Consider the following 19,182-nt stretch of genomic DNA (forward strand, 5'->3'; position numbering starts at 1 on the left):
AAGGAGCGGCTGTGACAGAACCCGTCGTCGTGGAGGGGCTGTCGGTGTGGTCACCGGCCCGTGGGCTGACCCCTGCCGCGGAGCCGACGACACCCCTGCTCGTCGCGGACTCGTGGCTGGTGCGGGACGGCAGGGTGCGCGGGCTCGAACGCCACCGGGAGCGGTTCCTGCGGACCTGCGGCGAGGCGGGCGGGCCGCCGCTGCGTCGGCTGCTGGAGTTCTGGCGGGACATGACCGACGCGCTGCCCCGTACGGGCGAGTGGTTCCCCCGCATCGAACTCACCGCCGGTTCCCTGGAGTTGCGGCTGTTGCTGCGACACGCTCCTCCGCTCGGGACCGGCGTGCGGGTCTGGGCCACGGGCCAGGACGATCCACGGACCGTGCCCCGTCGCAAGGGGCCGGACCTCGGCGCCCTCGCCCGGGTGCGCGAGCGGGCGTCCGGCGAGGGGGCGGACGAGGCGGTGCTGGTCGCGCTCTCCGGCTCCGTGCTGGAGGCGGCCACCGCCAGCGTCCTGTGGTGGGAGGACGACACCCTGTGTCTGCCTCCGCCCCGGCTGCCGGTCCTGCCCGGGGTGACCGTCGCCCTCGTCCAGGAGCGGGCCCGACGCGAGGGCATCCCCGTCTCCCACCGCGAACGGACCGTGGCCGGGCTGGACGGCCGTGAGGTGTGGCTGGTGAACGCGCTGCACGGAATCCGGCCGGTGACGGAATGGATCGGAGGGCCGTTGCAGGCGGCACCGGCGCGGCGCGCCCCGGAATGGCGGGCGTGGCTGGACAGCCTCATGGTGCCGCTGCCGAGCAGGTGAATTCCCTACCGGAAAATGCGCCGGACCATAAACGGTCCAGCGCATTCAAAGATGCCCGAATTCAATTCTTCGGCGTCGGCTGATAACTCCCCGGCGCCATGCGCGTGGCAATGGCGATCCGGTTGTACGCGTTGATGACGGTCGCCGCCCAGATCAGCGCCGCGATCTGCGTCTCGTCGAAGACCTCAGCGGCCTCGGCGTAGACCGCGTCCGGCACCTGGCCGTCGTGCACCAGGGTCACGGCCTCGGTCAATGCCAGTGCGGCGCGATCGCGTGCGGTGAAGAAGGGGGTCTCCCGCCAGGCGTTCAGGGCGTAGATCCGCTGCTCGGTCTCGCCCGCCGCACGGGCGTCCTTGGTGTGCATGTCGAGGCAGAAGGCACAGCCGTTGATCTGCGAGGCGCGGATCCGGATCAGTTCCAGGAGTTCCGGTTCGACCTTGGCGTCATGAGCCGCGGAAACGGCGGCGGCGTGCAGGGAGCCCATCGCCGCCGACACGTCGGGAGTGATTTTCTTCAGGGCCACACGGGATATGGATGCCCTGCTGCTCATGGGGTGACTATATCCACGCGACCGTATTCCGGAATGAGGAACAGCTGAAATGGACGGCGCTATTCGGGCAATACCGCGCACAGTGCCTCCAGTGCTCCGGACCAGGCGTGGTCCGGCGGTGTCCCGTAGCCCACGACGAGCGCGTCGCGCCGCTCGACGCCGGCCTCGGGGTGCTGGTAGCGGTGCAGGCCGTGGATCGCGAGGCCCTGCCAGGCCGCCGCCCGCAGCGCCGACTGCTCGGTGCCCGGCGGGAGCCGCAGCACCACGTGCAGTCCGGCCGCGATCCCGGTGGCGTGGACCTTCGGGGCGCGCCGCGCCAGTTCGGCGACGAGGGCGTCGCGGCGGCGCCGGTAGCGCAGTCGGGCGGCGCGCACATGACGGTCGTAGGCGCCGGAGGTCAGGAACTCGGCGAGGGTCAGCTGGTCGAGGGAGCCGCAGGAGTCGATGCCGCCCTTGGCGGTCAGCACCTCCTCCATGAGGCCGGGCGGCAGCACCAGCCAGCCCAGTCGGAGGCCGGGGGCGAGGGACTTGCTGGTCGTGCCCGCGTGGACGACATGGTCGGGGTCCAGGCCCTGGAGGGCGCCGACGGGCTGGCGGTCGTAGCGGAACTCGCCGTCGTAGTCGTCCTCGACGACCAGCCCGCCGGTGCGGCGCGCCCATTCGACGACGGCCGCGCGACGGTCGCGGTGCAGGGTGCCGCCCATCGGGAACTGGTGGGCGGGGGTGAGCAGCACCGCGTCCTGGTCGCTCAACTCCCCCGGGTCCGTGCCGCGTTCGTCGAACGGCAGCGGCACGGTCCGCAGCCCGGCGGCCGCGAGCAGGTTCCAGTGCACGTCGAGGCCGTACGACTCCACGGCAACCGTGCGGGCGCCCCGGGCCCGCAGCACCGCGCCGAGGAGGCGCAGGCCGTGCGAGAAGCCGGCGCAGACCAGGATGTGTTCGGGGTCGGCGCGCACCCCGCGGGCGCGGGCGAGGTACTCGGCGAGGGCGGTGCGCAGTTCGATGCGGCCGCGCGGATCGCCGTAGTCGAGGGCCTGGTAGGAGGCGGTGGCGAGGGCGCGGCGGGCGGCCTTGAGCCACTCGGCGCGCGGGAAGGAGGCGAGGTCGGGGGTGCCGGGGACGAGGTTGTGGGTGGGGCGCCCGGGTTCGCGGGGGCGGGGTGCGGGGCCGGTGGGCGGGACCACCGTTCGCTGCGAGACGTGGGTGCCCGAGCCCTGGCGGGCGGTGAGCCAGCCCTCGGCGACCAGGTCGGCGTAGGCGTCGGCGACGGTGTTGCGGGCGATGCCCAGGTCGGCGGCGAGGGCGCGGGAGGAGGGCAGCCGGGTGGCGGGGGCGAGGCGGCCGGTGCGGACGGCTTCGCGCAGGGCGTCGGTGAGGCCCCGCCGGACGCCCCCTCCGGTGGGTTCCAGATGCAGGTCGATGCCGAAAGTGGCCCGGGGTTTCGCCATGGAAGTGGACCATACCCTTGGGCTGCCCGGCTCCTAGGGTCGAGACATGACCACAGAGGAAACCGTCCGGCACAGCCCCGAACACCCGCCCCGCCTGTCGTGGGCCCAGCACGCCCCCGAGGTCTACAAGGCGATGCTCCGCCTCGACACGGCCGCCCGGCGCGGCCTCGACCCCCGGCTGCTGGAGCTGGTGAAGATCCGCGCCTCGCAGATCAACCACTGCGCGTTCTGCATCGACATGCACTCCAAGGACGCCCTCGCGGCCGGTGAGAGCGTCGAGCGGATCATCCAGCTCGGCGCGTGGGAGGAGTCCAAGCACTTCTACACGGAGAAGGAGGTCGCGGCCCTCGAACTGACCGACGCCGTCACCGTCCTCACCGACGGCTACGTGCCGGACGAGGTGTACGAGCACGCGGCCAAGCACTTCGAGGAGGCGGAGTTGGCCCAGCTGATCGCCGCGATCACCGTGATCAACGCGTGGAACCGGTTCGGTGTGACGTGCCGTATGGTCCCGGGCCACTACGAGGCGGGGCAGCACCAGTGAGCCGTACGGACGTCCTCGACCGCGAAGTCGGCCGGGCTCTGTCCGCGCTCAGCGCCACCGCGAAACAGGGACTCGGCGACCCGGCCCTCGCCGAACTGGTCGTCATCCGGGCCTCGCAGCTCAACCACTGCGCGTTCTGCCTGGACATGCATCTGGCGATCGCCCGCGAACTCGGAGTGAGCGGGCGCCAGTTGGACCTGCTCGCCGCGTGGGAGGAGGCGGAGGGCGTGTTCGACGAGCGGGAGCGGGCCGCGCTCGCGCTGACGGAGGCGGTGACGGTCCTGACGGACGGTTTCGTGCCGGACGACGTGTACGCCGACGCCGCCAAGCACTTCGACGACGGCCGACTCGCCCATCTCATCGGGCTGATCGTCGCCATCAACAACTGGAACCGGGTGATGGTCGCCCGCCGGATCCCGCCCGGGGGTTGCCAACTGCTTGCCGGGGAGCGTGCGCACGGGCTATTTAACTCGATCGTGTGATGGTCGGCTTCCTGGCTTGCGGCGTCCTGGGCCGTTCGGCCTATGGTGATCGTGCGGCCTGGGACACCGGGTACGGCGCCAGCGTGCGGGGCCCCCGCTCCACCGGAGTGATGGTTCGGGGCCTCCCCGTCGCCCCTGGCCGTGCCCATCTGGCCAGGTCGCGCAGGGCGGCGTCCGTCAGCGGCCCCCCGGCCGCAGGGACCTCCCGGGATCGGACCATGGACAGGATCCATGTCGCTGCCTCGGGGTTGAGTACGCCGGGGACTGGGGGTACCCCCTCTGGGGGAGCGCCCAAGACCGTTCGGGGCGTGCGGCTGAGCGGACTCACTCATGCTCAGTCCACAGGAACGGTACCGGCCGTGAGCAAGGTGGACGTCTTTCGCGTCCTGCACCGCAACCCGCGTGGACACGTTCGCCTACGGCGACGGCGATCCCGAGCGGGCCATCGAGCGGGCCGCGCTGTATGTCGCCGCGGGCGCCGACTCTATCTATCCGATCGGCGCCCCGGTGGACGTACTGCCGTTGCTGCGGTCCGGGATCCAGGGGCCGCTCAACGTGTTCGGGCGGCTGGACGGCGAGGGCCCCTCGCCCACCGAACTCGGTGAACTCGGGGCCACTCGCGTCACGTTCGGGCCGGGGCTCCAGCGCAGGGCGGCCCGGCAGTTGCGGGAGATCGCCGACCGCCTTCAGAAGTAGTCGGGTTCAGGACAGGCGCGTTCAGGACAGCCACGCCTTCCACGTGGACGGGTGGCTGTCCACCCACTTCTTCGCCGCGTCCTCCGGTGTCAGCTTCTGGTCGGCGATCATCAGGGAGACCTGGTTCTGGTCCTCGGTCGTCCACTTGAACTTCTTGAGGAAGGCCGCCGCCCTGCCACCGGACTTGGCGAAGTCCGTGTTGAGGTACTTCTGGAGCGGGGTGTGCGGATAAGCGCAGGTGATCTTCGCCGGGTCCGCGTCGCAGCCCTCCTTGTAGGGGGGCAGCTTCACCTCGGTCATCGGGACCTTCTCGAACAGCCACTGGGGGGCGTACCAGTAGGTGAGGAAGGGCTTCTTCTCCTTGGCGAACTGTTTCATCTGGGTGATCTGCGCGGCCTCCGAACCGGCGAAGACCACCTGGTAGTCCAGGCCCAGGTTCTTCACCAGCGCCTTGTCGTTGGTGACGTAGGACGGGGAGCCGTCCATCAGCTGGCCCTTGCCGCCGCTCTCCGCGGTGCGCAGCTGGGAGGCGTACTTGTTGAGGTTCTTCCAGTTGGTGACGTCCGGGTGCTGCTTGGCGAAGTACGTCGGGACGTACCAGCCGATGTGCCCGGTCACGCCGAGTCCGCCGCCCGGCGTGATCGTCTTCTTGTCCTTGACGTACCGCTGTTCCTGCTCGGGGTGGCCCCAGTCCTCCAGGATGGCGTCGACCCGGCCCTGGCTGAGCGCGTCCCAGGCGGGGACCTCGTCGACCTGGACGGTGTCGACGCGGTAGCCGAGCTTGTGTTCGAGGAGGTACTGGGCGACGGCCACGTTGGCCTGGGCGCCGACCCAGGACTGCACGGACAGGGTCAGGCTCTTGGCGCCCTGGGCGTTGGCGAAGGGCGAGGCCTGCTTGGTCATGTCGGCGGCACCGCAGCCGGTGAGCAGCACCAGCGAGCTCATCGCGGCGATCGTACGAAGTCGCATGTCAGGCTCCCTTCCCCGTGCGGCGTTCGGTCGGCTGGGTGACCCGGTCGAGCATCAGGCCGAGGCAGACGATGGCGGCTCCCGCGACCAGGCCGGTCGCCAGGTCGCCCTGGGCCAGGCCGAAGACGGTGTCGTAGCCGAGCGCGCCGCCACCGACCAGACCGCCGATGACGACGACGGCGAGGACGAGGACCACGCCCTGGTTGACGGCGAGCAGCAACGCGGGCCGGGCGAGCGGGAGCTGGACCTGTCGCAGCTGCTGCCAGCTGGTCGCGCCGAGCGAGTGCGAGGACTCCATCGCGGCCGGGTCGACCTGGCGCAGGCCCTGCGTGGTGATGCGGACGACGGCGGGCAGCGCGTAGACGACGGCCGCCGCGGCGGCGGGCGCGCGGCCCACGCCGAACAGCGCGACGACCGGGATCAGGTACACGAACTGCGGCATGGTCTGGAAGACGTCCAGGACGGGCCGGAGCAGGCGTTCGACACGGTCGCTGCGGGCCGCCGCGACGGCGGTCGCGAAGCCCAGGACGAGGGTGACGGCGACCGCCGCGAGGACCTGCGACAGGGTGTCCAGCGCCGGTGTCCAGACGCCCAGAACGCCGATCGCGGCCATGGCGAGGACAGCGGTGAGCGCGGTGCGCCAGGTGCCGATCAGCCACGCCAGGGTGGCGACGATGAGCAGGACGGACCACCAGGGCAGCCCCTGGAGGCCGTCGCGGACCGGGTCGAGGACCCAGGTGGTGAAGTGGCCCGCCCAGTCGGCGGTGCCGCCGACGACGGGGACACCGGAGTAGAGGTGGTCCGTCATCCAGTCGACGGCCCGGTTGACGGGCTCGGCGATGTTCAGGGTCCAGGCGTCGGGCCAGTCGAGACGGCCCAGCAGCCGCCCGGCGACGGCCACGACGACGGTCCCGGCGAGGGCGTACGCCCATCCCGCGCGTCCCGGTCGCTCGGTGTCGTCCGCCGCGCCCGCCGCACCGGTGACCCGGTCGAGGACGACGGCGAGCAGCACGATCGGGATACCGGCCGCGAGGGCGGCGCCCACGTCGACCGAGGCCAGCGCCTGGTAGACGCGGTCACCGAGACCGGCGGCGCCGATCACGGACGCGATGACGGCCATGGACAGCGCCATCATGATGGTCTGGTTGAGGCCGAGGAGGAGTTCCTTGCGGGCCAGCGGGATACGGGCGGTCAGCAGCCGCTGGCGGGCGGTGGTGCCGAGGGACTCGACCGCCTCCAGGACCTCCTTGTCCGCGCCCTGCAGGCCGAGCGCGGTGAGGCGGGCCATGGGCGGGGCGGCGTAGACGACGGTGGCGAGGACGGCGGCGGGCACGCCCATGCCGAAGACCAGGACCACCGGGAGGAGGTAGGCGTAGGCGGGCATGACCTGCATGGTGTCCAGGACCGGGCGCAGGATCTTGTCCATGCGGCGGGACAGTCCGGCGGCGAGCCCCAGCAGGACGCCGACGACGACCGAGGCGAGCACGGCGACGACCATCAGGGCGAGGGTCTGCATGGTGGGGACCCACATGCCGAGCACACCGCAGGCGAGGAACGCCGCCGCCGTGCCCAGGGCCAGCCGGACGCCGGCGACCCGCCAGGCCACGAGGGCGCCGAGCGCGGTGACGCCGGCCCAGCCCGCGCCCAGCAGGACGAGGTACACGGCGCGTACGGAGATCACGACCGCGTTGCTGATGTAGCCGAAGAAGTAGAGGAACAGCGGGTGGCTGTCGCGGTTGTCGATGATCCAGTCGCTGGTGCTGCCGAGCGGCTTGGTGAGGTCGACGGTGAGGGCGGTCGGCCAACTGCCGCTGGCCCAGCGGGCGTTGGCGAGGGGGACGAGGACGGCGGCGGCGAGGGCGATGAGCAGGATCTTGTGGACGGCGCGGTGCTTGAGCAGACCGGTGGGCAGCGCGCGGGGCGTGGACGCGGTGACGGTCGCCATCAGACGGCCTCCTTGCGGAGCTCCGTTCCGGCCACGACGTCGATGAGACGCTCGTGGTCGACGACGCCCAGGCAGCGTCCGTTCTCCACGACGCACGCCGGCCGGCCGCTCTCGGCGACGACCCTGATGGCGTCGGCGACCACGGCGTTCGGGGCCAGCGCGCCCGGGTGGGTCGGGCCCGCGCAGTCGCCGGGCTTCATGGCCCGGCGGACCGTCATGACCTGTTCGCGCGGCACGTCCCGGACGAACTCGCGGACATAGCCGTCGGCCGGGGAGCCGACGATCTCCTCCGGGGTGCCCAGCTGGACGACCTTGCCGTCCCGCATCAGGGCGATACGGTCGCCGAGCTTCAGCGCCTCGCTCAGGTCGTGGGTGATGAAGACCATCGTGCGGCCCTCCTCGCGGTGCAGGCGGACGACCTCCTCCTGCATGTCCCGCCGGATCAGCGGGTCGAGGGCGCTGAACGGCTCGTCGAAGAGGAGGACCTGCGGGTCCACCGCGAGCGCCCGGGCGAGGCCGACGCGCTGCTGCTGGCCGCCGGACAGCTGGGAGGGCTTGCGCTGTTCCATGCCCTCCAGGCCCACCTTGGCGACGACCTCGGCGGCCCGGGCCCGGCGCTCGGCCTTGCCCATGCCCTGGATCTCCAGGCCGTACGCCACGTTGTCGAGGACCGTGCGGTGCGGGAGGAGGCCGAAGTGCTGGAAGACCATCGCGGCGCGGTGGCGGCGCAGTTCGCGCAGCCGGGACTTGTCCATCGCGCGGACGTCCTCGCCGTCGATGCAGATCGTGCCGGCGGTCGGTTCGATCAGCCGGGTCAGACAGCGCACCAGCGTGGACTTGCCGGAGCCGGACAGTCCCATGACGACGAAGACCTCGCCCTTGCGGACGTCGAAGCTCACGTCGCGGACGGCCGCCGTGCAGCCCGTCTGCGCGCGCAGGTCGGCGGGGTCGAGGGCGGACAGCTCGGCGTCCTCGGGAACGCGGTCCGCCTTGGGGCCGAACACCTTCCACAGTCCGTCGACGGAGAACACGGCCTGGTCCGTCGTCGGCGGCTTCTCCATGGTCGCGGTCGTACTCATCACGCACCACCTCCCAGCAGGTCTACGGCTTTCTCACCGACCATGAGCACCCCGATCATGGGGTTCACGGCGGTCATGGTCGGGAACACGGAGGCGTCCGCGATGCGGATGCCGTCCAGGCCGCGGATCCTCAACTCGGGGTCCACGACGGCCAGTTCGTCATCGGCGGCACCCATACGGCAGGTGCCCGCCGGGTGGTACACGGTGTGCGCGACCTTGCGGGCGTACTCGCTCAGCTCCTCGTCACCAGTGACGTCGGGGCCGGGGCACACCTCCCGCTTCAGCCAACCGGCGAGCGGTTCGGTGCGGGCGATCTCGCGGGCGATTCTGATCCCGTCGACGAGGGTGCGGCCGTCGTAGTCGTCCTCGTCGGTGAAGTACCGGAAGTCGAGGGCGGGCTTCACCTCCGGGTCCGCGCTCGTGAGGTAGAGGCGGCCGCGGCTCTTGGGCTTGGGGATGTTCGGGGTCATCGAGACGCCGTACGCCGGGCGTTCGTACCCGAGACGTTCGGGGTTGTCCGTGAAGGGGACCTGGTAGAAGTGGAACATCAGGTCGGGGCCCGCGTGGTCGGGATCGCGGCGCACGAACAGGCCCGCGTCGGAGTCCATCGCGGAGTTCTCGGGGATCGGGCCGTTCGTCTCCCAGACGATCACCGACTCGGGATGGTCGAGGAGGTTCTCACCGACGCCCGGCAGGTCGTGGACGACCGGTATGCCGAGGGCTTCGAGGTCCTCACGGGGACCGATGCCGGAGTGGAGCAGCAGACGGGGCGAGTCGACGGCGCCCGCGCACAGCAGGACCTCGCGGCGGGCCCTGATCAGGCTCTCCTCGCCGTCCTTCGCCCGCACGTGCACGCCTTCGGCACGCGTGCCGTCCAGCTCCAGCTTGTACGCCCAGGTCTCCAGCAGGATCGTGAGGTTGGGCCGCTCGTCCATCACCGGGTGCAGATACGCCACCGACGCCGAGGAGCGCTTGTTGTTCTCCGGGTGGTAGGCGAGGTCGAAGAAGCCGACGCCGTCGTCGAAGGGCTTCTTGTTGAAGCCCTCCACGCGGGGGACCTGGAGCGCCTTCTGGGCCGCGTCGACGAAGTCACGGGCGATGGCGTTCCGGTCCTTCTCGTCGACCGGGACGATGTTGTTCTTCAGCCGGGCGTAGTACGCCTCCATCGGCACCGCGCCCCAGCCCTTGGCGCCGGCCTCCTCCCACTCGTCCCAGTCGGACGGCAGCGGCTTGAAGGCGATCAGGGTGTTGTGGGAGGAGCAGCCGCCGAGGACCCGGGCGCGGCTGTGCCGGATGTGGGAGTTGCCGCGCGGCTGCTCGGTGGTCGGGTAGTCGTAGTCGAGTTCGCCGCCGAGCAGGCCCATCCAGCGGCGCAGGGTGAGGACGTCGTCCCGGCCGACATCACTGGGGCCACCCTCGATGACGGCGACGGTGACGTCGGGGTTCTCGGTGAGGCGGGCGGCTATGACGGAGCCTGCCGTTCCACCTCCGACGACGACATAGTCGTACTCCTGTTTGATCTCGGACATGGGGGTACTCCAGGGAAGTCTTGAGAGAGAGGAGAGGAGGGCGAGTGCGCTCAGCCTGCGAACCAGCGGACCGGCTTCGGCGCCAGGTTCTGGTAGACGTGCTTGCTCTCGCGGTACTCGGCGAGTCCGGCGGGGCCGAGTTCGCGGCCCACTCCGCTCTTTCCGAAGCCGCCCCACTCCGCCTGCGGGAGGTAGGGGTGGAAGTCGTTGATCCAGACGGTGCCGTGGCGCAGCCGGCCGGCGACCCGGCGGGCGCGTCCGGCGTCGGCGGTCCAGACGGCGCCGGCGAGACCGTACTCGGTGTCGTTGGCGAGGGCGATCGCCTCGTCCTCGGTGCGGAAGGTCTCGACGGTGAGGACCGGTCCGAAGACCTCCTCCCGCACGACCCGCATCTCGCGGTGGCAGCAGTCCAGGACGGTCGGCTCGTAGAAGTAGCCGTCGGCGGGACGCTCGGGCGAGGGGTCGGGGCGCTGTCCGCCGGAGCGCAGCACCGCGCCCTCGGCGAGCGCGGAGGCGACGTAGGACTCGACCTTGGCGCGCTGCTGCTCGGAGACCAGCGGCCCGCACTCGACACCGTCCTCGGTGCCGCGGCCGAGGCGGATCTTCGAGGCCCGGCGGGCGAGTTCGGCGACGAAGCGGTCCCGGAGGGACTCCTCGACGATGAGGCGGCCACCCGCGGAACAGACCTGGCCGCTGTGGATGAAGGCGGCGTTGAGGGCCTGGTCGACGGCGGTGTCGAAGCCCTCGGGGGTGGCACAGGCGTCGGCGAAGACCACGTTCGGGTTCTTGCCGCCGAGTTCGAGGGCGACCTTCTTCACCGAGACGGCGGCCGCCTGCGCGACCTTGGTGCCGCTGACCAGGCCGCCGGTGAAGGAGACCAGGTCGACGTCGGGGTGCTCGGCGAGCCGGGCGCCGACGGTGTGGCCGGGGCCGGTCACGATGTTGGCCACGCCTTCGGGCAGACCGGCCTCGACGAGCAGTTCGATGAGCGCGATCGTCGTCATCGGGGTGATCTCGCTCGGCTTGACCACGAAGGTGTTGCCGGCCGCGAGCGCCGGGGCGATCTTCCAACTGGCCTGGAGGAGCGGGTAGTTCCAGGGAGTGATCAGCGCGCACACGCCGACGGGTTCATGGACGACGACACTGTGGATGTCGGCCGAGCCGGCGTCGACGACCCGGCCGGACGCCTCACCGGCGGCCAGGTCGGCGAAGTAGCGGAAGGCGTCGGCGACACAGTCGATGTCGACCCGGCCCTCCTCCACCGTCTTGCCCGCGTCCCGGCTCTCCAGGAGGCCGAGCTCTTCGCGGTCGCGTACGAGAAGATCGGCGACGCGGCGCAGCAGTGCGGCACGTTCGGCGACGGGGGTGAGCGGCCAGGGGCCCTGTCCTGAGTCGAAGGCCTGGCGGGCGGCGGCGACCGCCAGGTCGGTGTCCTTCTCGTCGCCCTCGGCGACCACGGCGAAGGGCCGCGCGTCGGCGGGATCGAGGATCTCGCGGGTGGCTCCGGAGACGGCTGCGCGCCACTCGCCGCCCGCATGGATGGTCTGCGGCTCCTGCCGCACGTGCTGTCCGGCCATGATCGGTGTTGCCTTCCGTTCCTGTTCGGTTCCCCTGTGTCACACGGGTGTCACTGACGGGGACCGTCGTCGCATTCCCCCGCGCCTCGATTGCATGCGCAATCGCTGGCCGAAAGTGGGCTGGCTCACTGAAAATGCGGACAGAGCAGGGCGAAAGGTGCGGCGGCAGATGTGGGTGGCGCGGGTTCAGTCGATCGCCGCAGCGTCGCAGGCGTAGGGCGCGCAGAATCCGGAGAGCGCGGTGGTCAGAAGTTCGCGTTCGTCCTGGCCGCCGTCGCTCTCCGGGCCGTACACGGCGATCGCGTAGATGAAGCCGTCCTGGGCGACGAACCGCTCGTCGTAGACGTGCCAGGGGCCGACGTCCGGCTCGCCGCTGAGGGTGTCGGCCCGGTACTCCAGGCGTTCGCCGGTGAACCCGGCCTCCTCGACGGGCTGGAGGTCCAGCTTCTCGAAGCCGTCCGGCTTCGGGGTGTCGGCGGAGAGGTACAGCTTGAAGGACGCCTCCGGGGACTCCTCCGCGACCTGGTACACCTGCAGCCGGCGTTTGCCGTCCGTGCTGCGGTAGTTGACCACGTCGATGCCGTACTTGGAGGCCACGGTGGTGCGCGACCAGCCCGTGGGCCGTGCGATACGGAAGTTCTCCTCGTCCTGGTACAGCTCGTACCCGGCGGGGAGTTCGGGCGCCGAGGCGAGCGGGGACGCCGTGTCCTCGGTCGGCGTGGGGGTCGGCGACTCGTAGGTATCGCTCTGCTGCGAGACGACCCCGGTGGGCGTGGGGCTCGCGTCACCGGCCTTGTCGTCCTGGTCGCCGCCGCCGACGACCTGCGTCAGCACCAGGGTGACGGCGACCCCGACCGCCGCGACACCGGCGAGCGCGGACCACAGGAGCCTGCGGTTCGTCCCGGCGGGCGGCTCGGGGACGGCCGGCTGACCGGTGGTCGACCAGGCGGACCCCGACCACTCGGGCGACGGGCCGGACCCGCCACCGATCTGCTCGACGGAGGACCAGCCGCCGCCGGGGGCGGTGGGAGCGCCGGGCCCGTGCCAGGTGCTGCCGTCACCGCCGGCGGGCCAGCCGACGGGTGGGGCGGGCGGGGGCGGCGAGGTGGGCACGGAGGACGCGGCTCCCTTCGCGGAGCCGGACGCCGCGGCCGTGTCAGGGACCGCCTCCGCCCCGGCGGCCGGCGGCCACACGGGCGCGTCCGGCCCCGAGGAAGGCGGGGCGGTGCCGCCGGCCGACGGCACCACGTCCGGCCGGACCGGCGGCGGCGGCGGAGTGACCGGACCGGTCGCGGCCCCGCTCCCGCCGCCGTCCTCCCACCGCTGCGTCTCCTCGTTCCAGTACCGCACGCCCCCGCTCATGGCGTCCCCTTCCCACTCACCGCGTCCCCCGTTCACGCCCGTGCGTGCGGGCCGGCTCACCGTGTCCCGCACAGAGGGCACCGTACGCCTGCGCTCACAACCCCAGCAGCCCGGCCACCGCACCCGCCGACGCGACGAGGCCGACCAGCGCCTGCGAGTCGTCCAGCAGCGCCCGCAGACGTTCCCTGCGGGTCGGCCCGGCCTGCCCGGTCGTGACGATCTCCTCCTCCGTCTCGGCCAGCGCGGTGTCCAGCGCGGCCGTCTCGTCGGTGGCCCGCAGACGCGTGAGGTCCTCGCGCAGTTCCCGTACGGCGGTCAGGAGCGCCTCGGCGGTCTCGTCCCGCCGGGGCGCCGTGCCGTGGTGGCTCTCGGCGTGCGCGTGGCTGCCGATCGCGAAGGTACTGCCGTGGACGCCGCCGTTGATGCTGACGCCCGGCTCATCCGTTGCCATTGCCGCTGGTTCCCTTCTGTGCTGCCGTCCCCGCGCCGCCGGTGGTGGAGAACGCGGTGGCGTGCGAGCCCGCCGCGAAGGTGCTGCCGTGGACACCGCCCTCGACGTGCACGCCGTTGTTGATGTTCACGATCTTCTGGACGAACTCGCCGGTCTGGTAACCGGATTCGGCCAGCGCGGTCAGCACGCCGTGCGCGACCCGGTCCTGCACGCTCCTGAGGTAGCGGTAGGCGTCCATCTCCTGGAAGCGGGACCCCGCGTCCATGGACCCCAGTTCGCGCACCGACAGCGCCGGGCCGTCGGGCAGCGCGCCCGCGTAGCCGCCGGTCAGCAGCTTCCACGCGTAGGCCACGCCCCGGCCGAGGGTGACGAGGGAGCGGGCCGCGGAGCCCGGCACCCGGGCCACCGCCCAGGCCGCCTTGCCGAGCGCGTTGTTGTGCCGGTAGGTGTGGGCCGTGCGGTCGGCGTCCTTGAAGTCCTCGCGCACCGGCAGCAGCACATGCGGGGCGATCTCCAGCATGAGCATCCGGCCCTGGGTGTGGACGCGCACGAAGACCGTGACGACCAGCTCCTCCTCCCAGCCGCCCACCCGGATCCGCAGGAAGTGCCGCCGCTTCTCGGCGCCTTCCTCGACCGCGCGTGCCCGGTGGTCCTCGAAGGCCTGCGGGTGGTACGGCGCCTCCTCGCGCCGGCGCAGCCCCTCGGCGGGCAGGAACACGCACTCGTCGATCTCCAGCCAGCGCAGCCGGTCGCGGACCGTGTGCCCGGCGAACTCGGAGGGCAGCCGCAGCTGTTCGAGCAGTGGCCGGATCTTCTCCAGGATCGCGCGGTTGTTCAGCGGCAGCTGTTCCTTCTTCGTCTCGTCGGGCCGCAGTTCGACGGCGAGCACCCAGGTCTCGTAGGCGAACCCGGCGCCGCAGAAGGGACGCTTCTCGTGGTACATGACCAGCGGTGCGTGCTGTTCGATCCGGATGCGCTGCTTCAGCCGCTGGAACCGCTGCCCCTCGGCGCGCTCGGCGGGGTCGCCGGCCGCGTCCGGGAAGCGCTGCGGGGACAGTTCGGCGCCGACCGCCCGGGCGAACTGGCCGCGCTGCGCGGCCACGCACACCGCGATCAGCGCGAAGACGACGATCAACAGCCAGGCCTGCAGCGGACCGATCAGCCCGCTGACCCCGCCGACGTCGGGGAACAGCAGGTGGGACAGGTCGGACGAGTCGCCGTAGGAGCCGTAGGAGCCGTAGGAATCGCCGTAGCCGTACGAGTCGCCGAAGGATCCCGAGCCGCCGTAGGACGACGAGGCGTCCTCGCCTCCGCCGAAGGCGACGACGAGGGCCAGGATCAGGAAGGTCGCGAAGATCAGGCGTCCCCACCAGCGCATGACGAAGGCCGGCAGCCGCCGGTACAGCGGCGGGTTCGCGCCCTTGCCCCGGACCCATGAGGCCGCCGCGAGCAGCAGGCTGGGGCCGAGGAACACGAACAGCAGTCCGCCGGTCAGGGGCAGCCCGATCACCCACAGGCCCAGGATCAGCCCGGCCCACAGAAGCTCCTGGCGCCGGGCCCGCAGGGCGTGTGCGAGCACCCGGGCCGCGTCGAGGCCGAGCGAGGGGGCGACGATCCGCTGTTCGTTGAGGTGGAGCTGCTCGATGACCTGGTCCCGGTATCCGGAATCCAGGTAGGTGCCCGCGCACAGCAGCCGGGTCGCCTCACTGGCGTGCGGCGGGGTGGCGGGGCCCGGCGGGGCCGACTGCGGTTGCCGAGGCACAGATGTAGTGGTCACGCGACTCCCCCGATGCGTGCAAAGCCGTTTCTCACGTCAGTTTTTGACAAACCATCAGCATAGGGGTGCGGGTGGGGTCGGGAAACCGGAATGCCAGGACGATGGACGCCGCTATGTTCCTTTGACTAAAGTCAAAGGTTATGGACCCGGTCTCGACACGGCACGTGGCGGAGTTCCGCCGGTTCAACCGCTACTTCACCCGCCGTATCGGCGCCCTGGACGACCACTACCTCGGCCAGGACCGCCCGCTCGGCGAGGCGCGGCTGCTGTTCGAGATCGGCGAGGGCGTCTCACTGCGCGAGCTCAGGACCCGGCTCGGCCTCGACGCCGGATATCTGAGCCGGATGGCGAAGACCCTCCAGGCGCAGGGCCTGGTCCGGATCAGCGTCCACCCGCACGACAGCCGGCTGCGCATGATCGAGCTGACCCGCGCCGGACGGACCGAGCTCAAGGAGCAGAACCGCCGGGCCGACGCCCTCGCCGCCGGACTGCTCGACGGACTCACCCCGGCCCAGCGCGACCGGCTCACCGAGGCGATGAGCACCGCCCAGCGCCTGCTGCGGCTGGCCGCGATCACCGTGGCCCCGGTCGACGGCGCCGCCCCCGACGCCCGCGCCTGCCTGGACGCCTACGCCGCCGACATCGACGCCCGCTTCCCGGAGGGCTTCGACCCGTCCGACCTGGTCGGCCCCGAGGAGGTCTCCGGGGCCGCGGGCGCGTTCTTCGTGGCGTACGAGGAGGGCCGCCCCGTGGGCTGCGGCGCGCTGCGACGGCTGGAACCGCGCATCGGCGAGCTCCGCCATGTGTGGGTGCACCCGGACGCCCGCCGCCTGGGCCTGGCCCGCCGGATCCTCACCGCCCTGGAGACGGAGGCCGCCGCCCGCGGCCTCACCGTCCTGCGGCTCGACACCCACGCGTCGCTCACCGAGGCGCAGGCGATGTACCGCTCGTGCGGATACACGGAGATCCCGCCCTACGCCGAGCACGTCTACGGCGACCACTGGTTCGAGAAGCGGCTGTCCGGCCCGGTGAGCTGACCGCCCGACCACTGCGCGAGCAGTTCCCGCACCGTCCGCCGCAGCCACGCGTGCGCCGGGTCGGCGTCGTGCCGCGGATGCCAGGCCAGCCCCAGTTTCAGCGGCGGCAGTCGCAGCGGCACCTCGAAGGTGACCAGGTCGAGGGCGGCCGCGAGCGGCAGCGCCCAGGAGTTGGCCCGGCCGACCAGATCGGTGTCCCGGATCACGAACAGGGAGGACGGATAGGTCCCGACCACACCCATCACCCGGCGTTCCAGGCCGAGTTCGGCGAGCGCCTCGTCGACCGGCCCGCGCAGCCTGCCCCGCCGGGACACGATCAGGTGACCGGCCTCCGTCGCGAACCGCTGTGCCGTCAACTCCCCTTCCAGCAAGCACCGGCCTCGTCGGCCCCGAGGTGCGCCCCGGAGAGCAGGTCCGCGTCCTGGCCGGGCCAGGTCCCGCGCTCCGTACGTACGCGCGCTGCCGGGCCACGAGCCGTGCGGTGCGGGCGAGTTGTGCGTCCGGGGTGACGCCGGGCCGGGAGCGGGACCGGCGCGCGGGGGCGCGGTGGGCCGGCAGGTGCGGCTCGGCGGATCCGAGGGTTCGGTCACGCCGCACCCGGCACCGCCCGCCCTGTCTGCTGCGGTGAGCGGGCCGGATCCTGCCAGGGCTGCTCAGCCGCACTCCGTGTCCGCCGGGCAGAAGGAGGCCAGCGCCCTGGTGAGCGGCTCGCGCACCAGGGTGGGCGTGAGGGCGGCGGGGCCGGTCGCGCGGATCGCGTACAGCGTCCCGTCGGCGGCCTGGAAGCGGTGGTCGACGACCTGGCGGGCGCCGAGGTCGGTGTCGTCGTAGCGGTAGACGAGTTCGGCCCAGGTGGTGCCGGAGGCGCGGTCGAGGACCTGGTAGCCGGGCTGGCGGACGAAGCCGTAGCCGGGGTCGTTCTCGGCCAGGTCGAGGGACTGGGCCGGGGTGTCCTCCGCGATCCGGAAGACCTGGAGGCGACGGCCGTCGGCGGGGGCGTCGTAGACGACGACCGGGGCGGAGCGGCCCCGCTTCTCGGTGCGGGTCCAGCCCCGGGGTACGTCGACGCTGTAGCCGACGGGGTCCTGGACGCGGCGGTATCCCGGGGCGGTGGAGGCGGACGGCGACGCGGACGAGGACGGGGAAGAGGGGGTCCTGACGGTCGGCGCGGGGCCGGCGCCCGGGCGGGTGCCGGAGCCGAGGGAGGTGTCCCGCAGGAACAGCCAGACACCGGCTCCGACCGCGACCCCGACCAGGACGGCCACCGCGAGGGCGGCGAGCACCCGCCGGACCCGACGGGGCGCGCGCACGGGACCCGCGGGAACCGGTGCCACCGGGGTCCAGGGCGGCACCGGCGATGCCTGGGTCCCGGCCGCCGCCCAGGGCGGCGCGAGCGAGGTCTGCGTCTCGGCGGAGGCCCACGGCGGAGCGGCCGGCCCGGTCTCCGCCGAGTGCCAGGCCGACCGGCCGCTCTCCTCGCTCGGCTCGTGTCCCGCTCCGGAACCGGAGCTGTAGCCGTTCCAGCCGTTCATCGTGCACCCCCGAATCACCCCACCGGGCAAGGCTTCGACCGTAGGGCGAAAAACGGCCACGGGCCCCGTTCCGGAAGGAACCGGAACAGGGCCCGTGCAGGCTCGTGACAGAGTCGTCGAGAAGACGCGGCCGCCGAGCGACGCCGAGAGAACTCAGATGAGGCCGAGCGCGCGGACCGCCTCGCGCTCCTCCTCCAGCTCCTTCACCGACGCGTCGATGCGGGCGCGGGAGAACTCGTTGATGTCCAGGCCCTGGACGATCTCGTACTGCCCGTCCTTGGTGGTGACCGGGAAGGAGGAGATCAGGCCCTGCGGGACGCCGTAGGAGCCGTCCGACGGGATGCCCATGGAGGTCCAGTCGCCGTCCGCGGTGCCGTTGACCCAGGTGTACACGTGGTCGATGGCGGCGTTGGCGGCCGACGCGGCGGAGGACGCGCCACGGGCCTCGATGATCGCGGCGCCGCGCTTGGCGACGGTCGGGATGAAGTCCTCGGCCAGCCACTTCTCGTCGTTCACGGTCTCGGCGGCGTTCTTGCCGGCGACCGTGGCGTGGAAGATGTCCGGGTACTGGGTCGCGGAGTGGTTGCCCCAGATGGTCAGACGCTTGATGTCGGCGACGGTGGTGCCCGTCTTCTTCGCGAGCTGGGTCAGCGCGCGGTTGTGGTCCAGGCGGGTCATCGCGGTGAAGCGCTCGGCCGGTACGTCCGGGGCGGCGGCCTGGGCGATCAGCGCGTTGGTGTTGGCCGGGTTGCCGACGACCAGGATCTTCACGTCGTCCGCGGCGTGGTCGTTGATGGCCTTGCCCTGCGGCTTGAAGATGCCGCCGTTGGCCTCCAGGAGGTCACCGCGCTCCATGCCCTTGGTGCGGGGGCGGGCGCCGACGAGCAGACCGACGTTGGTGCCGTCGAAGGCGACGTTCGGGTCGTCCGTGATGTCGATGCCCTGGAGCAGCGGGAAGGCGCAGTCGTCGAGCTCCATCGCGGTGCCCTCGGCGGCCTTGAGCGCCGGGGTGATCTCCAGGAGGCGGAGCTTGACCGGCACGTCCGCGCCGAGCAGCTGGCCGGAGGCGATGCGGAAGAGCAGGGCGTAACCGATCTGGCCGGCCGCGCCGGTGACGGTGACGTTCACGGGAGTGCGGGTCATGGCGTTCTCCGTATGACAGCTGGCGGTGGGGCGTCCCTGCCCCGGACGTTTGATCGATCTCTCGGCGTCAAGAGATCTCCAGCGGTCAGGCTATCGCGCATCCGGGACCCCGGACGTCCGGCCCCGTGTGGCCCACCCCACAAACCGCCGCTCCGACAGAAGAGGCGGCCGCCCGTCCGGGAGAGGAGGGACGGAGGCGGCCGCCGTATGGGGGGTACCGTTTCCGGACTCCCGTGGGGGTAGTTCTCACGTGCC

General features: G+C 71.9%; 16 protein-coding genes and 2 pseudogenes. 5 read left to right on the forward strand and 13 right to left on the reverse strand.

Going from position 1 to position 19,182, the window contains the following annotated elements:
• Positions 1 to 11: 11 nt before the first annotated feature.
• Complete coding sequence (locus ACIRP7_RS08255; RefSeq protein WP_403655312.1) at positions 12 to 806, forward strand: aminotransferase class IV; 795 nt, start codon at positions 12 to 14, stop codon at positions 804 to 806.
• Positions 807 to 867: 61 nt separating this feature from the next.
• Here the strand turns inward: ACIRP7_RS08255 and ACIRP7_RS08260 are convergent, their stop codons facing one another.
• Positions 868 to 1,356 (reverse strand): carboxymuconolactone decarboxylase family protein, encoded by a 489-nt coding sequence (locus tag ACIRP7_RS08260; RefSeq protein ID WP_403655314.1) that lies wholly within the window; start codon positions 1,354 to 1,356, stop codon positions 868 to 870.
• A 59-nt stretch (positions 1,357 to 1,415) separates the two neighbouring features.
• Positions 1,416 to 2,804 carry a PLP-dependent aminotransferase family protein gene (locus tag ACIRP7_RS08265; RefSeq protein WP_403655316.1) on the reverse strand — a complete coding sequence of 463 codons (1,389 nt, stop codon included), beginning with the start codon at positions 2,802 to 2,804 and terminating at the stop codon, positions 1,416 to 1,418.
• A gap of 46 nt (positions 2,805 to 2,850) precedes the next feature.
• Here ACIRP7_RS08265 and ACIRP7_RS08270 point away from each other — a divergent pair, with 46 nt between their 5' ends.
• From ACIRP7_RS08270 to ACIRP7_RS08280, 3 genes and pseudogenes are all read left to right on the forward strand, one after another.
• Positions 2,851 to 3,348 (forward strand): carboxymuconolactone decarboxylase family protein, encoded by a 498-nt coding sequence (locus ACIRP7_RS08270; protein ID WP_403655318.1) that lies wholly within the window; start codon positions 2,851 to 2,853, stop codon positions 3,346 to 3,348.
• Positions 3,345 to 3,830 (forward strand): carboxymuconolactone decarboxylase family protein, encoded by a 486-nt coding sequence (locus tag ACIRP7_RS08275; RefSeq protein WP_403655320.1) that lies wholly within the window; start codon positions 3,345 to 3,347, stop codon positions 3,828 to 3,830. The genes ACIRP7_RS08270 and ACIRP7_RS08275 overlap by 4 nt, the downstream gene beginning before the upstream one ends.
• Positions 3,831 to 4,229: 399 nt before the next feature.
• Positions 4,230 to 4,526 (forward strand): annotated as a pseudogene (locus ACIRP7_RS08280) (isocitrate lyase/phosphoenolpyruvate mutase family protein); the annotation flags it as partial.
• Positions 4,527 to 4,547: 21 nt separating this feature from the next.
• Here the strand turns inward: ACIRP7_RS08280 and ACIRP7_RS08285 are convergent.
• The 8 genes from ACIRP7_RS08285 to ACIRP7_RS08320 all read right to left on the reverse strand — a co-directional run bounded on the left by ACIRP7_RS08285 (position 4,548) and on the right by ACIRP7_RS08320 (position 15,215).
• On the reverse strand, positions 4,548 to 5,495 hold the full coding sequence (locus ACIRP7_RS08285) for an ABC transporter substrate-binding protein (RefSeq protein ID WP_403655322.1): 948 nt from the start codon (positions 5,493 to 5,495) through the stop codon (positions 4,548 to 4,550).
• A gap of 1 nt (position 5,496) precedes the next feature.
• Positions 5,497 to 7,440, reverse strand: coding sequence for an ABC transporter permease (locus tag ACIRP7_RS08290; protein WP_403655324.1), 1,944 nt, complete (start codon positions 7,438 to 7,440; stop codon positions 5,497 to 5,499).
• Complete coding sequence (locus tag ACIRP7_RS08295) at positions 7,440 to 8,519, reverse strand: glycine betaine/L-proline ABC transporter ATP-binding protein (protein WP_403655326.1); 1,080 nt, start codon at positions 8,517 to 8,519, stop codon at positions 7,440 to 7,442. The genes ACIRP7_RS08290 and ACIRP7_RS08295 overlap by 1 nt, the downstream gene beginning before the upstream one ends.
• Entirely contained in the window at positions 8,519 to 10,048 is a 1,530-nt protein-coding gene (locus ACIRP7_RS08300; protein ID WP_403655328.1) for a GMC family oxidoreductase, read from the reverse strand. The genes ACIRP7_RS08295 and ACIRP7_RS08300 overlap by 1 nt, the downstream gene beginning before the upstream one ends.
• 50 nt (positions 10,049 to 10,098) lie before the next feature.
• Positions 10,099 to 11,625: an aldehyde dehydrogenase family protein gene (locus tag ACIRP7_RS08305; protein ID WP_403655330.1), complete on the reverse strand. Its 1,527-nt coding sequence runs from the start codon at positions 11,623 to 11,625 to the stop codon at positions 10,099 to 10,101.
• Positions 11,626 to 11,811: 186 nt separating this feature from the next.
• Entirely contained in the window at positions 11,812 to 12,987 is a 1,176-nt protein-coding gene (locus ACIRP7_RS08310) for a hypothetical protein (RefSeq protein WP_403655332.1), read from the reverse strand.
• A gap of 94 nt (positions 12,988 to 13,081) precedes the next feature.
• Positions 13,082 to 13,438, reverse strand: a complete 357-nt coding sequence (locus ACIRP7_RS08315; RefSeq protein WP_403655334.1) for a hypothetical protein — start codon at positions 13,436 to 13,438, stop codon at positions 13,082 to 13,084.
• Positions 13,425 to 15,215 (reverse strand): hypothetical protein, encoded by a 1,791-nt coding sequence (locus ACIRP7_RS08320; RefSeq protein ID WP_403655336.1) that lies wholly within the window; start codon positions 15,213 to 15,215, stop codon positions 13,425 to 13,427. Before ACIRP7_RS08320 ends, ACIRP7_RS08315 begins: the two co-directional genes overlap by 14 nt.
• A gap of 140 nt (positions 15,216 to 15,355) precedes the next feature.
• On the opposite strand from ACIRP7_RS08320, the gene ACIRP7_RS08325 reads away from it, so the two are divergent.
• Positions 15,356 to 16,252, forward strand: a complete 897-nt coding sequence (locus tag ACIRP7_RS08325; RefSeq protein WP_403655338.1) for a GNAT family N-acetyltransferase — start codon at positions 15,356 to 15,358, stop codon at positions 16,250 to 16,252.
• Here the strand turns inward: ACIRP7_RS08325 and ACIRP7_RS08330 are convergent.
• The 3 genes and pseudogenes from ACIRP7_RS08330 to ACIRP7_RS08340 form a co-directional block, all read right to left on the reverse strand.
• Positions 16,204 to 16,638: pseudogene (locus ACIRP7_RS08330) on the reverse strand (LysR substrate-binding domain-containing protein); the annotation flags it as partial. The gene ACIRP7_RS08325 and the pseudogene ACIRP7_RS08330 overlap by 49 nt on opposite strands.
• A 267-nt stretch (positions 16,639 to 16,905) precedes the next feature.
• Entirely contained in the window at positions 16,906 to 17,784 is an 879-nt protein-coding gene (locus ACIRP7_RS08335; RefSeq protein ID WP_403655340.1) for a hypothetical protein, read from the reverse strand.
• Positions 17,785 to 17,937: 153 nt separating this feature from the next.
• Entirely contained in the window at positions 17,938 to 18,927 is a 990-nt protein-coding gene (locus ACIRP7_RS08340) for a malate dehydrogenase (protein WP_352389132.1), read from the reverse strand.
• Positions 18,928 to 19,182: the final 255 nt, after the last annotated feature.

Origin of the sequence: Streptomyces sp. NPDC102270, from assembly GCF_044766405.1 — a bacterium.
GTDB lineage: Bacteria > Actinomycetota > Actinomycetes > Streptomycetales > Streptomycetaceae > Streptomyces.